The following is a 15,515-nucleotide window of genomic DNA, read 5'->3' as shown; positions in this document are numbered from 1 at the left end:
GCGAGGCCTCTGCCTCGCTAAATTACGCGATTTTCTCAGCTATTTTTTTGTGGACCCCAGTCATATATTTTCTTCTGATAGGCATACCACATCATCCACAAGCCAATCAGGATCATTGGTAGGCTCAGGAATTGTCCTTTGCTCATCCAGCCAATAAACAGTTGGCCATTGTCCGGCTCACGGAAGAATTCAACCACAAAACGTGCCAAGCCATAACCGATCAGGAACAGCGCAGAAACTGCCATACGTGGACGTGGCTTGGAGCTGAACCACCACAGTATAATAAACAGGATCAGGCCTTCACATAGTGCCTGATAGAGTTGAGATGGATGACGAACCAGTTGCAGCGGATCGGTCGGAAAGATCATGCCCCAGGCAAAGTTTGGGTCGGTGACCTGACGGCCATACAGTTCGCCACCAATAAAGTTACCAATTCGGCCAAACATCAAGCCTGTCGGTACGCAAGGTGCGATAAAATCCAGAGTCTGGAACCAGGTCATCTTATATTTCTTGCACCACCACAACATGGCCAGAATGACCCCGAGGAAACCGCCGTGGAAACTCATGCCACCGGTCCAGATCTGGAACAGCCATAAAGGATCGGCGAGGAACTGGGAAAAACCGTAGAAGAAGACATAACCGACACGGCCACCGATGATCACACCAAGCGCACCGAAGAAAATCAGATCAGACACCATATCCGGTGTCCAGCCACGTTGTTTGGCGCGAAACGTCGCCAATCCCCAGGCAAATAAAAATGCCAGTAAGTACATCAATCCATACCAGTGGACTTGTAAGGGCCCGAGCGAAATCGCGACGGGATCAATATTGGGATAGGTGAGCATTCCTGTTCCTTGTGATTCTGTTTTGCACAGATTTTAGCTTAAAGCAAAGAAAAATGTTGTACATTCAATGTGTAAAGATCGAGAGCGTAAATTATGTGTATCGTGGCATTGGCTTGGCAGGTTCTGGATCAGAGCCCATTATGTCTGATTTCAAATCGGGATGAGTTCTATCAGCGTCCTACGCAGGAGCTGCATGAATGGGAGAATAGTCCGATAATTGCCGGGCAGGATCTACAGTCGGGCGGTACCTGGATGGGGATTACGGCTTCCGGTCGCTGGGCAGTAATTACCAATTTTCGTGATGGACAGGACAAAGGGCATTATCCGACTTCACGTGGACATATCATCCAGAACTTTTTAGATTCTGACTTAACACCGATCCGATTTGCCCAAGATCTGGAACAACGCCAGTGTGACTATGCCGGCTTTAATCTTTTTATGGGGGATCAGGATCAGGCGGTGTATATGAGCAATCGCGGTGAAGCACCACAAGTACTGGCGCATGGCGTCTATGTGGTTTCGAATGGCCTGATGAGCGAAGACTGGTACAAGACCCGCCATTTACGTAAACGCTTTACCCAGGAATTTTTACCGATGCTGCAATACCAGGAGATCGCAGAAGCAGATTTGTGTCATGCAGTCTGGGATATTCTGGAAGATGAACGCAAGGTGATTCCGGAGCTGCTGCCAGACACAGGTATCTCCGTGGAAATGGAACAGCTGCTGTCTTCGACTTTTATCCAGAGTCCGGCCTATGGCACCCGCTGCTCAAATTTTTTGAGAATGCAGCAGGGACAATGGCACTGGATCGAGAAGTCACAACAAGGTACAACCGCAGGTCAAACTATTGAGAAAATAATTAGCCTAAAATAATCACCGGATATAAAAAATGCCGACAGATGTCGGCATTTTTGAATAACAGCTTTTTATACGGTCGCTTGTTCCAAAGCTTCACCCGCAATGGCACCGCCATCTTTACGGGTAATGACCACAGTCGCAGAGCGAGGTACTTTGCCTAAACGGCTATAACGCTCGCTTTGGTTGGCTGGCCATGCACCCCCTGGATGCTGAACGTTGACAAAGATCGCTTTGTAGTCCGGGGTAATAGTCACGCCGGTAATTTCACAACCCGATGGACCAGTCAAAAAGCGACGAACACGATCATTACTGAGTTTGGCACCAACAAAGGTTTCCTGTCCTTCTGCCTTGGTACTGGCGGCAATCACTTTAGCACCATCACCCACAGTACCCGGAAGTGCTGCCAGCATCATACAGTTGGTTTCATCGGTGTACTGACCATCATCGGTCTGAATCCACAGAATCCCGCGCGGATCGAACCACATGCCGTCCGGGCTGGAGAAGTCATTTAAATCATCCAGACCTGACAGGTTGATGTTAGAAGCAGCACGTGCTTCTGCACCGAACAGGAAAATATCCCAAGCAAAACTTGTCGCTGTCACTGTATTTTTAGCTTCACTGAAACGAATGATATGACCATTCATATTGCCTGAATTGCTGGCGCTTGAACCTTTAAAGTCGATGTAGCTACGTGGGTTGGCAGCATCAGTTTCATATGCACGACCACGGTTGCTGTTGTTGGTTAAGGTTACATACACTTCGCCATTTTCAGGATTCACGGCAACCCATTCTGGACGGTCCATTTTGGTCGCACCTACATGGTCAGCAGCAAGACGGGCATTGATGACGATGTCATCTTGGCCTGCAAACGGATAGATTTCATTGGCAGCAGTTAAACCATTTTTGCCATGAGTCAGTTCTAGCCATTCACCTGTACCGTCATCATTGAATTTAGCGACATATAATGTCCCTTTATCCATGTATTTATCACCAGCGGTATAACCACCATTAATGTCTTTTGGATCCCAGACTGCTTCAGAAACAAATTTATAGATATATTCGCCGGTCGCGTCATCACCCATATAGAAAGCTAATGGCTGACCCGGAATAGGGTTACTACATCGGCAGTCCTCGTGTGCAAAACGACCCAGTGCAGTACGTTTAACTGGACGTGTAGTCGCGCTAAATGGATCAATCTCTACAATGAAGCCACACGTATTCATGACATTACGATAATCTGCTAAAGCATTTGTGCCTTTAACTGAAATATCCCAACGATCATAAAGTCCTTTATCACCGGTTAATTCAGCAACAGGGGTATTCCAGCGGTATTGAGATGAACGGGCATCAGTACCACCACGACCATAACGTGATAATGAAATTTCTTCTTTTGCAATAGCGCGGGTGTCATTGGCTTGACGAGCGAAATAACCACTCCAGTTTTCTTCAGCCGTTAAGTAAGTTCCCCATGGCGTATAACCATTACCACAATTGGCAAAGGTACCGCGAGTTAACGTCCCATCTGGTGAGAAAATAGTTTTGACTAAGTCAGAACCACGCGCTGGCCCATTAATTTCCATCTCGGTTGCTGCAGTGATACGACGGTTAAAATTAGAATTTAAGTTGATTTTAACGTCTTGTGTATTTGCATCTTTGCTGATCTCAATAACAGAAACACCATGCGCATTCACTTCACGGAGTACCTGATCTTCTGGACGTACACCATCGATGGTAATTGTACCTTCTGGTGTATGGAGCTGAGATTGTTGTAGATATTCGTGGTTTAAAACAAGTAAACCTTGTGTTGATTCTTTGGCAGCATAATTTTTGTTGGTTGGATGCATACCGAAGAAGCTCATACCATCATGGTTATCGCCTGAACGGAACTGGTAAGAAGCACCAGAAGCTAAGGTTGCATCGGTCTTTTCTGGATACGCAGGGTTGATTGGATCGCCTACTGCATACAATACTTTAAGCTCATAACCTTCGGGAACACTAAAGAAGTTTTGGGTATTCTTGCGAACCGGCTCAAAGGCTAATTTATTCGGACGTGCTTTTAGATCACTCCATGCATGTTGATCTGGGCTAGTGGTGTCTGGTGGTGTAGTTGGATTACCGTCAGGAGTACCAGAATCATTATCATCATCTGAACAGCCACTTACTGTTGCTGCAAATGCTAATGCCATTGCCCCACTTGTAGTTTTCGCAATAAAGCTGCGGCGGCTAGTATATTGATCCAGAATCGTTTGGAAGTGCGTGTTATTTGAGTTGTTACTGTCTTCAACCAGATCCTGGCAAGGTATCATGTCTTCATTTTTCATTTTAAAGTCCCAATTAAAAAATAAGTGCTTGGTGGTGTAGAAGTTTTCAATACCTTAAGCTTGGGATATGACAGTAATCTTAAGAAAATATTTCATTAAAGTTAAATAAATCAGTATTTTATTAAAATTTAAGAAACAAAAAGACAGCCAGAGCTGCCTGAGTAAGTCGATATTTTTGTTGTTTTGGATAGTTATTGTTATTCAGTCTTTAACCGACGTTTTTCAATCAGTTTCCCTGCCAGTAAACCCAGTTCAAACAGCAGCCACATCGGGACAGCCAGCATGATCATCGACAGGGCATCCGGAGGTGTGACGAACATTGCCACAAAGAAGCAACCCACAATAATAAAGCGCCGTTTCTCGATCAGAGTCTGTGTCGAAACTGCACCAATCAAGATCAGAACCAGGGTAATAATGGGAATCTCAAAAGTAAAACCAAAGACCAGAAACAGCTTTAAACAGAAGCTAAGATAACTGTTGATGTCGGTCATCGGGGCTACAGTTTCAGGCGAAACACTGATAAAAAAATGCAGAATCGAGGGCAATGCCACAAAGTAGGCAAAGCTGATGCCGGTATAAAAAAGTACGATACTGCCGATCAGAAGCGGCAAGGCCAGGCTCTTTTCCTTGGCATACAGCGCAGGCTTAATAAAGGTCCAGAGCTGATACAGGATGAACGGCATCGCGATCATCAGCGCGACAAAGAAGTTCAGTTTAAAAGGTGCCATGAAGGTTGCAGTGACATCTGTGGCAATCATGGTTGAGCTGGCAGGTAGCTGTGCCCGTAAGGGTTCAGACAACCACTGGTAAGTCTGATTGGCAAAGGGCAATAAGCAGAAAAACAGGCCAATCAGGACAGCAACCACTTTAAACAGATGCTTTCTTAAGATGATCAAATGCTGGGTAATCGGCATCTGTTCGAGGTTCAGTGCTGCAGCATCATTGGAGGCTGGTGTGGTCGGCAAGGATGTCATACGGCCACCTTCATTTCTGTATAGCGTTGTTCGGAAATCACGGTTTGAATTGCTGTAGGCTTGGGTAAATACACGGGTGATACAGGCTGTATCACCGGCTGATAGCTGAGCAAGGGCTGAACAGCTTGCGATTTTATTTTTACTTCATCGGTTGCCATCGGTTGCTGCAAATCTGTCATTTGTGCCTGCATCTTGGCTTCCAGTTCCTGAATCCGTTGCATTTCAGCCTGCATCTGTCCACGTAGCTCGGACAGGCGCAATTCACGATCAAGATCATTCTGAACATTACTCACCATACGCTTGATCTTACCGTACCATGTTCCGACAAAACGGACTGCTTCCGGAAGCTTATCTGGCCCAAGAACCAAAAGCGCAATAATCCCGAAAATCAGCAGCTCGGTCATTCCAATATTGAGCATAGCGAACTCTTAACTTTTAACCGAATGTTCAGGCGTTTTGACCTGGGCATCAATGGTGCGTGGCTCTGCAAGCTTGGCCTGTTCAGCCTCTTCATCCTTTACTGATTTTTTAAAGTCTTTAATCGCGCCGCCGACGTCTTTACCCAAATTTTTAAGTTTCGATGTACCGAACAATAAAATCACCACAATTGCGAAAATCAGCACATGCCAAATTGATAATCCTGCCATTATTTTATCCTCTATATTTCATGCACCTATCTCAGCAGGCTTGTATGACAGCGCGGTGACGCTTTGATGACAGTTTGCCGACACGGCAGCAGGGGAATGAATCACTCATATAAAAAAATTCATAATTCAATGAAAAGTAGGCTGTGCTAGCATACAGCCTGATATGGAAATCTCAGCAGCATTGTCATGGCCTTGATTCTTCCCCTCCTGTCTTTTCTGATTGGTTATTGGGGTGTGCAATATTTAAAACCGATTCGACCTCTCTTGGCGTCTTTATTGGCCCGAGTACTGATTCCTGTACTGATTATCTACAACATGGTGTTTTATCAAGAGGGCAGTTTGTGGCTGATTGCCTTTAGTTTTTTCTGTTCCTGTCTGTTTTTTGCCCTATTTTATTTCACCTTGAAAAATAAACTGCGTGCCTTATGCCTGAGTTATTTAAATGGGGCATGGCTGGGGATTCCTTTTGCACTGGCAGTTTTTGGCCCGCAAGCGACCAGTACCGTGGTGGCGCTGTACATCGGTGGTTCCTTGTTTGGCAATGTCTGTGCGGTGATGGCAGTCAGTGAAGCCAGCCAAGATAGTGGCTATATTTTAAAAAATGTCCTGCTCTCACCGCCAGTGGTGGCATTGTCAGTAGCAGCACTATTATCATTTTGGGATTTGAGTCACTGGCAGCAAGTCGCTTGGGTGGAGATGCTGTATCAAGCCAATAAAGTGCTGGTCACTTTTAGTGGCATGTGTGTGCTGGGGATGTGGCTAAGTAATGTGCGGATCAGCCGCTTCGATTTAATGTGTAGTCTGCAACTGATTTTTTATAGAGGACTGTTTGCGGTTTTGCTGTGTGTTGTCGCCTATTATTATTTACCTATTCCGCAGCAGACGCTGACTTATGCTGTAATGGTGATGTTCTTTTTATTGCCTCCTGCAGCCAATATTGTAGCGCTGGAAACCCATTATCAGGGAACGGGCCATTCCGCCAAATATATTGCTTCGGGAACTTTGGCCAGTGCGATCTTGATTGCTCTATATGGGGTAATCATGCATGCGTTGATGCCAGGATTATAAAAACATAAAAAGGTCCTCTTGCCCTTAGGGCGAGAGTTAGAGAGGATGTAAAAGCTTTAGAAGAATGATTTTCCCTCTCCTTAAAGGAGATGAGAAACGCTGTTTCGCAAGGGGAGAGGTGTATTTTAAAAATCTCTCACCCCAGCCCTCTCCCAAAGGGAGAGGGCTGGGGTGAGAGGAGGAACTTACTTCTCCAAACTCTTCTTAAACAGCTGCATCGCCTGTCCACGATGACTGATTTTATTCTTTTCTTCCTTGCTCATTTCTGCACTGGAAATTCCGAGTTCCGGTAACCAGAACAACGGGTCATAGCCAAAACCATTTTCACCACGCACAGCTTCCAGAATTTTCCCGTGCCAGATACCCTGAAAGACTTGTGGTAAGGGATCTTCGGCATGTTGGACCAGTGCCAGTACACAAACAAACATACCCTCGATCGCTTCACCTTCTTGGCGTAAGGGTTTGAGATTGGCCAGCAGTTTTTCATTATTGGCGGCATCATTGCCATGTTCACCGGCATAACGTGCTGAGTAGATCCCAGGAGCGCCGCCAAGAACTGGCACACAAATGCCTGAGTCATCGGCAATCGCCGGTTTACCTGAGATTTTAGCCGCGTGGCGTGCCTTGATAATGGCATTTTCAACAAAGCTTAAGCCATCTTCGATGGCATCTTCGATGGCATCTTCGATATTCAGTTGACCTTGAGGAATCACATCTACCGGCAGTTGCAGTTCCGCAAACATTTTCTCAAACTCGGCAATTTTACCTTTGTTATTACTTGCCAATACCAGTGTGCCTTGGGATAACCAATCTGTAGAAGCCATGTGTCACTCATTCTCTAAATATCAATCGTGCTATTTTAACTGCCATTGCGGGTTTGTAGGCAATAAAATAGCACCCGAAGGTGCTATTTATACCATTCAGCTTATTGTGCCTGAATCCATCTGTCGGCACGGTCACGCGCCTGACGGATCTGCTCTTGGGTCAGGTTGGCCGCTAAGGCAGTTTTTCTGCCTTCCGATAGCGTAATTACCTTATTGTCGAGCATGCCATCACGGGTAGACAGTTCATACCACTGGTACGCGCCCATGTAGTTTTTCTTTTTCTCTTCCATCATTGCCAGGTTAAAGCTGGCACGGTTATCGCCACGGCTGGCCGCTTTTTCAAAATACTGACGCGCCAGCGCTTCATCTTTTCTGGTGCCAATACCATCTGCCAGCATACGGCCGACATTCAGCTGGGCAACTGCCAGACCTTGATCCGCAGCAGCTTTATACCAGGCAAAGGCCTGTCGTTCATCTTTTTGAATGTCTTTACCATACTGGTATTTGGTGGCCAGATAAAACTGTGCGCCGGCCTGACCAGCTTTCGCTGCTTTGGTCAGACTGTTGATATCCATGATGGAATACTGAGCCGCTTGACTGGCAACAGATGGACTCGGTGCAACATAATCTGCATGGGCTTGCATGCCAAAAAGTCCCGCCAGTAGCGTCGTACTTAATAATAATTTTTTCATAGCGCGCTCACTCGATAAATTGCGACTTCACCAAATAGATTAGGGAGATGCTTGCTCAGCAAACTATCTTCTTGATTCCCGTTCACAGCGAGTCGATTAATAATTTTGATATTATTTTCCGCACAAAGTGCTTCAAAATCACGAAATGTACATAAGTGGATATTCGGGGTGTTATACCACATATACGGCAAGGCTTCAGAAACCGGCATTCTCCCTTTGATTGCCAAGAAAGACCGGGTCTTCCAATGTGCAAAGTTCGGAAAGGTAATAATGGCCTGTTTCCCCACACGCACCATATCACGCAATAATACGTCAGGTGCATCTACAGCCTGCAAAGCTTGTGCCATGACCACATTGTCAAAAGACTGGTCAGCAAAGCGGCTTAAGCCGAGGTTTAAGTCTTGCTGGATGATATTTAACCCGCGACTGACTGCAATTGCAATCTTTTCCTGATCAATTTCTAATCCGTATGCACGAATATCGTGCTTTTTACTCATTTGTGCCAGCAGTTCACCATCGCCACAACCGAGGTCGAGTACGCTAGAACCGGGCTTGATCCACTTTTCAGCGAGTTGTTGATCGATACGCATTATACGGCCTCCTTTGGTGTTGCTTTCAGGTGTTCTTCACCACCCAGGAATGCACGCAAAGATTTTACATAGAGCGGAATAGGGAACAGGAAAGAGTCATGACCCTGTTCGGCATCAATATCCAGATAGCTCACAGGTTTATGGTTGCTAATTAGCGCATCCACGATTTCCTGCGAGCGGGCAGGAGTAAAACGCCAGTCAGTCGTGAATGACACCACCAGGAATTTGCACTGGGTATTGGCCATGGCTTTTTTGAGCGACTGTTCATATTCACGCGACGGATCAAAGTAATCCAGTGCCTTGGTCATGATCAGATAGGTATTGGCATCGAAGTTACGGCTGAACTGCTCACCCTGATAACGCAGATAGCTTTCGACCTGGAATTCGACATCGAAACCATACATAAATTTGCCTGATTTCAAATCGCGGCCAAATTTCTGTTTCATGGCTTCTTCGGACAGGTAAGTAATATGACCGACCATACGCGCCAGAATCAGACCACGTTTTGGATAGCTGTCATTTTCCAGATAACGACCATTATGGAAATCCGGGTCTGACAAAATCGACTGACGTGCCACTTCGTTAAAGGCAATATTCTGTGCAGAAAGCTTTGGAGCGCTGGCAATAATCACGCATTTTCTTAAACGGTTTGGATAATCCACTGACCATTGCAATGCCTGCATACCACCCAGTGAACCGCCAATGATGGCATCCCAGGTATCAATCCCTAAACGATCAGAGAGCAGGGCCTGGGTTTTGACCCAGTCGCGGACCGTAACCAGTGGAAAATCAGGGCCATAAGGACGGTTATCATTTTCAGGGTTTGGCGAGATCGGGCCGGTAGAACCGCTACAGCCACCAATATTATTCAGTGAAACCACAAAGAATTTTGAAGTATCAATGGCTTTGCCGGGGCCAATACATGAATCCCACCAGCCGGCTTTTTTATCATCTGCATGATGATAGCCTGCGGCATGGTGATGACCGGAAAGGGCATGACAAATCAGAATGGCATTGGACTTATCGGCATTGAGTTCGCCATAAGTTTCAACCATCAGTTCAAAACGTGGGAGGATGCGACCGCATTCAAGCTCTAACGGCTCTTCAAATTGGAACTTTTGTGGGACAACAATGCCCACTGAGTCAGCTGGAAAAGACACGGGGAGGATTCGCCTTAAATCTTTAGTATGAATAATAAAAGGATACCATTTGCCGGTATCCTTCTAAAGTCATTTTAGTGCTATGAATTATCGCAAATTCTAATACAGCCGTTTAGACCGCAGCAGCAATCACCTGATCAGTGCTTAACACACCCTGATCAATCAGGCGGTTGGTCGAGGCAATAATTGCTTCGATAGAAGAGGTCACGATGTTGTCATGTACTCCTGCACCAAAGGCAGATTTACCGGTACCTTTCACCTGAAGTTCGATCAAGGCCAAGGCTTTGGCATGGGCGCCAGAACTGATGCTGCGCTCTTCATAGTTTACGACATCAATCGGCAACTGAAGTGCATCCAAAATCGCAGAAATTGGACCATTGCCTTCACCACGAACACGACGTGACTGGCCATCAATTTCAAGATCAAGCTCAATCACCTGATTGCCATTATCATCTGACAATTTGTAGTTTTTCGCAGAATAGTGAACGTTTTTAGCATCCACATAGGTTTCCTTGAACAATTTCCAGATTTCGGTCGCGCTGATTTCAGTGCCTTGCTCATCGGTACGTTTTTGTACGATCTGAGAGAATTCAATCTGTAAACGACGCGGCAAGATCACGTTGTAGTTGGATTCTAACAAGTAGGCAATACCACCTTTACCTGACTGTGAATTGACACGGATCACTGCGTCATAGTCACGGCCCAAATCTTTCGGGTCGATTGGCAAGTACGGCATATCCCAGATTTCTTCGTTTTTCTGGAACTCGAAACCTTTTTTGATGGCATCCTGATGCGAACCCGAGAATGCAGTAAACACCAAATCACCGGCATATGGATGACGCGGGTGCACAGGTAAACCGGTACATTCTTCCACAGTCGCAATGATTTCATTGATGTTGGAGAAATCTAAATTCGGTGCCACGCCTTGGGTATACATGTTCAAGGCAATCGCAGCCACGTCGACGTTACCGGTGCGCTCGCCATTACCAAACACACAGCCTTCAACCCGGTCAGCACCAGCCATAATTGCCAATTCAGAAGCGGCAATGCCACAACCACGGTCATTGTGACAGTGAACTGAAATGATCACGCCGTCACGACGCTGGATGTTGCGGTGCATCCATTCGATTTGATCGGCATAGATGTGTGGACCTGAAACTTCTACCGTTGCAGGCAAGTTCAAAATCACTTTATTGGTCGGTGATGCTTCCCAGATTTCAGTGACGGCATCGCAGACATCTTTCGCGACTTCTAATTCGGTTGCAGTAAAACATTCAGGGCTGTACTGAAATACGAATTCAGTTTCCGGCTGTTTTGCGGCATATTCTTTCACTTTTTGTGCAGCATTAATGGCTAACTGTTTTGCACCCTCAACATCAACATTCAAGACTTTATTGCGGAATGTCGGCGAGTTAGAGTTATAGATATGTACAATGGCACGTTTCGCACCTTGTAAAGATTCAAAGGTACGCTGAATCAAATGATCACGTGCCTGAACCAAGACCTCGATATAAACGTCATCCGGAATATGACCTTCTTCAATCAATTTACGGGTGAAATCGAAGTCAATTTGCGATGCTGACGGGAAGCCGATTTCAATATGTTTGAAACCGATTTTCACCAACATCTGGAACATCTTGAATTTCTGCTCCATGTTCATTGGCTCAAAGATCGCTTGGTTACCGTCACGCAGGTCGGTACTCATCCAGATTGGCGCTTTATTGATTTCGTTGTTCGGCCATTGACGGTCTGGTAAGTCCACACGTTGATACATGCGACGGTATTTTTTACTTGGATCAGCCAACATCATGAGAGAGCTCCTTATGCTAACTTGGGTACCGTAATCTTGGTTAAAGCGGTGCGTGGGTCAGCGGCATAGATTTTGTCTATTCATTGGGTTTTAGTGACAGTCTGGTTCAAACCTGAAATATGGTCTAAATATTGGTGGTTTAGCTTCACCAAATGCACTAAATGCCTTACTTATAATTTAAAGTTTAATCCACTTATCCCGAAAAATTTTTGCTATTTTTATGGATTTTAGTCGTATGGTAATAAAGATTTTCTTATAAACCTTAAGAATTGAAAAATATTTTCACTTATTCTAAATATTGTATTTTATATTTTCTTAATTTGGACATAATGCGTTATTTATTACGTTCAATTGTGCCACAACGCAGTATATTTTGATAAACAATAAATCCAATGATTTTCAAAGATCATTGACGTCAGGGCATCTTTTAAAGTTCAGCCCATTTACGCATTAAATTATGATACAGGTTGGTCAGTTTCATGACTTCTGCATGCTGATCACCCAGCTGCATTCTCAGGTTTTGAATACTCTGATCCAGATTAAACAGCATATGCCGTTCTGCATCATCACGGATCATGCTTTGTACCCAAAAAAATGAAGCAATTCGACAACCGGAAGTGATTGGCGTGACTTCATGCAGGCTGGTCGACGGATACAGAATCATATCGCCGGCAGGCAATTTTACTTCGTGATAACCGTAAGTGTCTTCGACCACCAGTTCACCACCGACATATTCTTCCGGCTCACTTAAAAAAACCGTACAGGATAAATCCGTTCTGAGGCGTTCATTGCTGCCGCGAATACGACGAATCGAATTATCGACATGAAAACCAAAGGCTTCATTATTTTCATAGCGGTTAAAAAGCGGGGGAATAATATCCAGTGGAATCGCTGCTGATAAAAATAGTGGATGTTGTCCTAGAGATTCTAAAATAATATTGCTGAGATGATTAGTGAGCGGATGATCTTCAGGTAATTGCTGATTCTGTTTCACGGTGGCAGAGAGTGTGCCAGCAGTGACCTTGCCATTAACCCACTCAATCTTATTCATCTCCTCACGGAAATATTGCACCTGTTCTTTGCTCAGTACATTTGGAATATGATGCAGCACTGGAAACCCCTGAATAATCGTATTTTAAAAATAACATAGCCCCCATCAGGAGGCTATGCGGTTGCATTGAATTAATATTTAAAGTTGACTGCTAACACTGCACTACGGCCTTCTGCTTCGGTCGCATAATGAGATGAATAGGCTTTTGTGAAGTAACGTTCATCAGACAGGTTGTTGAGGTTTAATTGCAAATCAACGTTTTCATTCACGTTATAACGCGCCATGGCATCATAGCGAACATAGCCTGGAACATATTTGGTATTAGTAGCATTACCATAGACTTTGTCCATTGCGACGGCACCAGCACCTAGAGTTAAAGCAGAAGTTACTGCATAAGTAGTCCAAAGGGTTGCACTGTTTTTCGCAACGTTTTGAACCTGATTGCCATTACTTCTATTGGAAATGTAGATTGGAGCTGCTGTAGTGCCAATATTTTCATAACCACCATCAACTAACTCACTGTCCAAATAAGTATAACCCGCAGATACAGCCCATTTATCCGTGATGTTGCCATTTACACCAAGCTCAATACCATCGACACGAGTTTCACCAATATTACTTGTGGTGCCATCATCTCCGGTCGCACGAGTATTGGTTTTTTCCGTGCGGAAAATAGCTGCAGTCAGGTTGAGCTTATCATTCAAGACATCCCATTTAGTTCCTAACTCCATGGTCCGGACTTCTTCAGGTTTAAGATTATTTATTGCAGCAGTAATCCCTTCAGAACCATCGCCACCATCTACACCGACTGGATTAGACGAAGTCGCATAACTTGCATAGATACTGCCATTTTCAACAGGTTTAAAGGTCAGGCCAGCTTGATAGTTGATAAAGTCTTTATCATTTTCAAGTTTAACAATTGTTCCTGCTGGAGTCGTAGTATTAAAACGACCTGCAAGCATGGTTTGCTCAGTTGAGTAGTCATCCCAACGTACGCCTAAATCTAAAAGCCACTGAGGGGTGAATTCAATACTATCCAGGAAATAAACAGACTTTGATTTGCTTTGAATATTGTACTGGTCGGCACCATTGGTACTTAATGTACCTGTCCATGGCCCACGGTTTGGGTTTTGTACCGAAGTACACCAGCCCGAAGTAATATCACCAGCGTTACAGGCATTGTGTACGTTACCTGTAGCGTTAACCCCATCAATAATGTATTGGGTACGGTCAGTTTCTTGGTCTGAATATTCGGCCCCCAGGTTAAAACTATGTTTAAGCATGCCTGTATTAAATTTACCGGTTAAAGCAAGTTGGTCGGTAAAAGCATCAGTATCTGCTACACGTGAGTTGGCACGTGCCCAGACATTGCCATTCAGTAAGAAATTGCCTCTTGAGTCATCTGGATTGGTCCAAAGGTAATCATTTTTAGACGTGTTATACACTGCCGTATTGCTAATGGTTAAGTTGTCCGTCAGATCATGTTCTAATTTAAGCGTTCCTGACTGATTTTCCTGTTTCTGGAAGTCACGATCTTTCCAGCCATAGTATTGACCTTGTTTAATATCAATTGGCTTGCCGTTGCCATTCAATCCTACATTTGCATTTGTGAGCGCAAATGGATTGTTATAAGGAATACCTGAATCAGGTGTGTCATCGGTTTTTAAATAGTAATAACTTAAAGTCGCGCGAGTAGGGGTGTCCAGACCAAAACTAATACTCGGTGCAATACCGGCACGTTTATATTCTGCACCGTCTTTCTGGCCTGCTTTTTCATTTTGATGCCCCATGACTGCCACACGTGCCGCAATACCATTACCAAAGTCTTTGTTACCATCTAAAGTAATACGTTGATAATTATCTGTGCCGCCAGCGACCGAACCTTCTAGAAAATCGCCTGCTTTAGCGACTTTAGAAATCATGTTAATGCTACCGCCAGTGGTGCCTGCACCGCCCATGGCAGAAGCAGAACCTTTGGTCACTTCAACTTGTTCTACCGCAAACATTTCACGGTTTTGTGAGGTGGCATTACGAACGCCGTCTACATACATCGAACTTTCAGAGTTATAACCACGAATAAATGGACGGTCACCATTCGGATTACCACCTTCACCTGCACCCAAGGTAATCCCCGGAACTGTACGCAGTGCATCAGCTAAAGTCGTCACTTGTGTATCGGCAATCAGCTGTTTTGAAATCACTGAAACTGACTTGGGGGTGTCGAGTAAAGGCGCAACAAATTTGCTATTCGCAGATTGATCTACTTTTAAGCTGGGTGCTTTTTCAGCTTTGACTTCTTGATGAATAGTCTCTAACTGGATCACCTGTTCTTCTGCCATCGCAGATGCAGCTACCATTGATAAAGATGAAACAATTGCAGAGGAAACGATTTTTTTACGTGTTTTAATGAAGGTCATGTTAAACCTAATAAATGAATGCTAAAAATGTATGCGAATAATAATGATTCTTGTTTTTATTTTTATCTTTTTATCATGGGAATTCATGATCTTTAAGAAAATATTAAATGAGTTTTTAAATGTAATGATATAACAATATCTACTTAAGTTTTTGATTTTAATAAATATTGAAAAATTAATCTGATTATTAAATTTTTATTGAGAATAATGATGTCTATAAAGGGACATAAATTAGGGATTTTTCGTGGAGTACTAACC

14 protein-coding genes are annotated in these 15,515 nt (G+C 44.4%); 2 read left to right on the top strand and 12 right to left on the bottom strand.

The window, feature by feature from the left end:
• Positions 1-35: 35 nt before the first annotated feature.
• The gene (lgt, locus tag FTT86_RS07180; RefSeq protein ID WP_005250665.1) at positions 36-845 is read right to left on the bottom strand and encodes a prolipoprotein diacylglyceryl transferase; all 810 of its coding nucleotides are present in this window, start codon (positions 843-845) and stop codon (positions 36-38) included.
• A gap of 93 nt (positions 846-938) precedes the next feature.
• Here lgt and FTT86_RS07175 point away from each other — a divergent pair, with 93 nt between their 5' ends.
• Entirely contained in the window at positions 939-1,718 is a 780-nt protein-coding gene (locus FTT86_RS07175; RefSeq protein ID WP_180180902.1) for an NRDE family protein, read from the top strand.
• 53 nt (positions 1,719-1,771) lie between these two features.
• On the opposite strand, the gene FTT86_RS07170 is transcribed toward FTT86_RS07175, so the two are convergent.
• The 4 genes from FTT86_RS07170 to tatA form a co-directional block, all read right to left on the bottom strand.
• Positions 1,772-4,024, bottom strand: coding sequence for a PhoX family phosphatase (locus tag FTT86_RS07170; RefSeq protein ID WP_180087115.1), 2,253 nt, complete (start codon positions 4,022-4,024; stop codon positions 1,772-1,774).
• Positions 4,025-4,221: 197 nt separating this feature from the next.
• Entirely contained in the window at positions 4,222-4,998 is a 777-nt protein-coding gene (gene tatC / locus FTT86_RS07165; RefSeq protein ID WP_004729521.1) for a twin-arginine translocase subunit TatC, read from the bottom strand.
• Complete coding sequence (gene tatB, locus FTT86_RS07160; protein ID WP_180180901.1) at positions 4,995-5,417, bottom strand: Sec-independent protein translocase protein TatB; 423 nt, start codon at positions 5,415-5,417, stop codon at positions 4,995-4,997. The genes tatC and tatB overlap by 4 nt, the downstream gene beginning before the upstream one ends.
• A gap of 9 nt (positions 5,418-5,426) precedes the next feature.
• Positions 5,427-5,645 carry a Sec-independent protein translocase subunit TatA gene (gene tatA, locus FTT86_RS07155; RefSeq protein ID WP_004729524.1) on the bottom strand — a complete coding sequence of 73 codons (219 nt, stop codon included), beginning with the start codon at positions 5,643-5,645 and terminating at the stop codon, positions 5,427-5,429.
• A gap of 186 nt (positions 5,646-5,831) precedes the next feature.
• Here tatA and FTT86_RS07150 point away from each other — a divergent pair, with 186 nt between their 5' ends.
• Positions 5,832-6,713 carry a hypothetical protein gene (locus FTT86_RS07150; RefSeq protein WP_004729526.1) on the top strand — a complete coding sequence of 294 codons (882 nt, stop codon included), beginning with the start codon at positions 5,832-5,834 and terminating at the stop codon, positions 6,711-6,713.
• 185 nt (positions 6,714-6,898) lie between these two features.
• On the opposite strand, the gene rdgB is transcribed toward FTT86_RS07150, so the two are convergent.
• The 7 genes from rdgB to FTT86_RS07115 all read right to left on the bottom strand — a co-directional run bounded on the left by rdgB (position 6,899) and on the right by FTT86_RS07115 (position 15,257).
• Positions 6,899-7,537: an RdgB/HAM1 family non-canonical purine NTP pyrophosphatase gene (gene rdgB / locus FTT86_RS07145; RefSeq protein WP_180180900.1), complete on the bottom strand. Its 639-nt coding sequence runs from the start codon at positions 7,535-7,537 to the stop codon at positions 6,899-6,901.
• 101 nt (positions 7,538-7,638) lie between these two features.
• Positions 7,639-8,229 carry a tetratricopeptide repeat protein gene (locus FTT86_RS07140; RefSeq protein WP_004647420.1) on the bottom strand — a complete coding sequence of 197 codons (591 nt, stop codon included), beginning with the start codon at positions 8,227-8,229 and terminating at the stop codon, positions 7,639-7,641.
• Positions 8,226-8,819, bottom strand: coding sequence for a methionine biosynthesis protein MetW (metW, locus tag FTT86_RS07135; RefSeq protein ID WP_004278415.1), 594 nt, complete (start codon positions 8,817-8,819; stop codon positions 8,226-8,228). Before metW ends, FTT86_RS07140 begins: the two co-directional genes overlap by 4 nt.
• Positions 8,819-9,979, bottom strand: coding sequence for a homoserine O-acetyltransferase (locus FTT86_RS07130; protein ID WP_071852261.1), 1,161 nt, complete (start codon positions 9,977-9,979; stop codon positions 8,819-8,821). Before FTT86_RS07130 ends, metW begins: the two co-directional genes overlap by 1 nt.
• 112 nt (positions 9,980-10,091) lie before the next feature.
• Positions 10,092-11,789 carry a 2-isopropylmalate synthase gene (gene leuA / locus FTT86_RS07125; protein WP_005250679.1) on the bottom strand — a complete coding sequence of 566 codons (1,698 nt, stop codon included), beginning with the start codon at positions 11,787-11,789 and terminating at the stop codon, positions 10,092-10,094.
• Between the two features lie 427 nt (positions 11,790-12,216).
• On the bottom strand, positions 12,217-12,900 hold the full coding sequence (locus FTT86_RS07120) for a Fe2+-dependent dioxygenase (RefSeq protein ID WP_071852263.1): 684 nt from the start codon (positions 12,898-12,900) through the stop codon (positions 12,217-12,219).
• Positions 12,901-12,971: 71 nt separating this feature from the next.
• Positions 12,972-15,257, bottom strand: coding sequence for a TonB-dependent siderophore receptor (locus FTT86_RS07115; protein WP_180180899.1), 2,286 nt, complete (start codon positions 15,255-15,257; stop codon positions 12,972-12,974).
• Positions 15,258-15,515 lie beyond the last annotated feature (258 nt).

Source organism: Acinetobacter sp. YH01021, from assembly GCF_013420255.1.
Classification (GTDB): Bacteria; Pseudomonadota; Gammaproteobacteria; order Pseudomonadales; family Moraxellaceae; genus Acinetobacter.
Note: the sequence above shows the minus strand (reverse complement) of the source record. Positions and strands in the feature narration are given on the sequence as shown.

Coding starts and splice junctions, on each gene's coding strand:
- lgt (WP_005250665.1), bottom strand. CDS start 845: ATGCTCACCTATCCCAATATTGATCCCGTCGCGATTTCGCTCGGGCCC.
- FTT86_RS07175 (WP_180180902.1), top strand. CDS start 939: ATGTGTATCGTGGCATTGGCTTGGCAGGTTCTGGATCAGAGCCCATTA.
- FTT86_RS07140 (WP_004647420.1), bottom strand. CDS start 8,229: ATGAAAAAATTATTATTAAGTACGACGCTACTGGCGGGACTTTTTGGC.
- FTT86_RS07150 (WP_004729526.1), top strand. CDS start 5,832: ATGGCCTTGATTCTTCCCCTCCTGTCTTTTCTGATTGGTTATTGGGGT.
- FTT86_RS07170 (WP_180087115.1), bottom strand. CDS start 4,024: ATGAAAAATGAAGACATGATACCTTGCCAGGATCTGGTTGAAGACAGT.
- tatC (WP_004729521.1), bottom strand. CDS start 4,998: ATGACATCCTTGCCGACCACACCAGCCTCCAATGATGCTGCAGCACTG.
- rdgB (WP_180180900.1), bottom strand. CDS start 7,537: ATGGCTTCTACAGATTGGTTATCCCAAGGCACACTGGTATTGGCAAGT.
- tatB (WP_180180901.1), bottom strand. CDS start 5,417: ATGCTCAATATTGGAATGACCGAGCTGCTGATTTTCGGGATTATTGCG.
- metW (WP_004278415.1), bottom strand. CDS start 8,819: ATGCGTATCGATCAACAACTCGCTGAAAAGTGGATCAAGCCCGGTTCT.
- tatA (WP_004729524.1), bottom strand. CDS start 5,645: ATGGCAGGATTATCAATTTGGCATGTGCTGATTTTCGCAATTGTGGTG.
- leuA (WP_005250679.1), bottom strand. CDS start 11,789: ATGATGTTGGCTGATCCAAGTAAAAAATACCGTCGCATGTATCAACGT.
- FTT86_RS07115 (WP_180180899.1), bottom strand. CDS start 15,257: ATGACCTTCATTAAAACACGTAAAAAAATCGTTTCCTCTGCAATTGTT.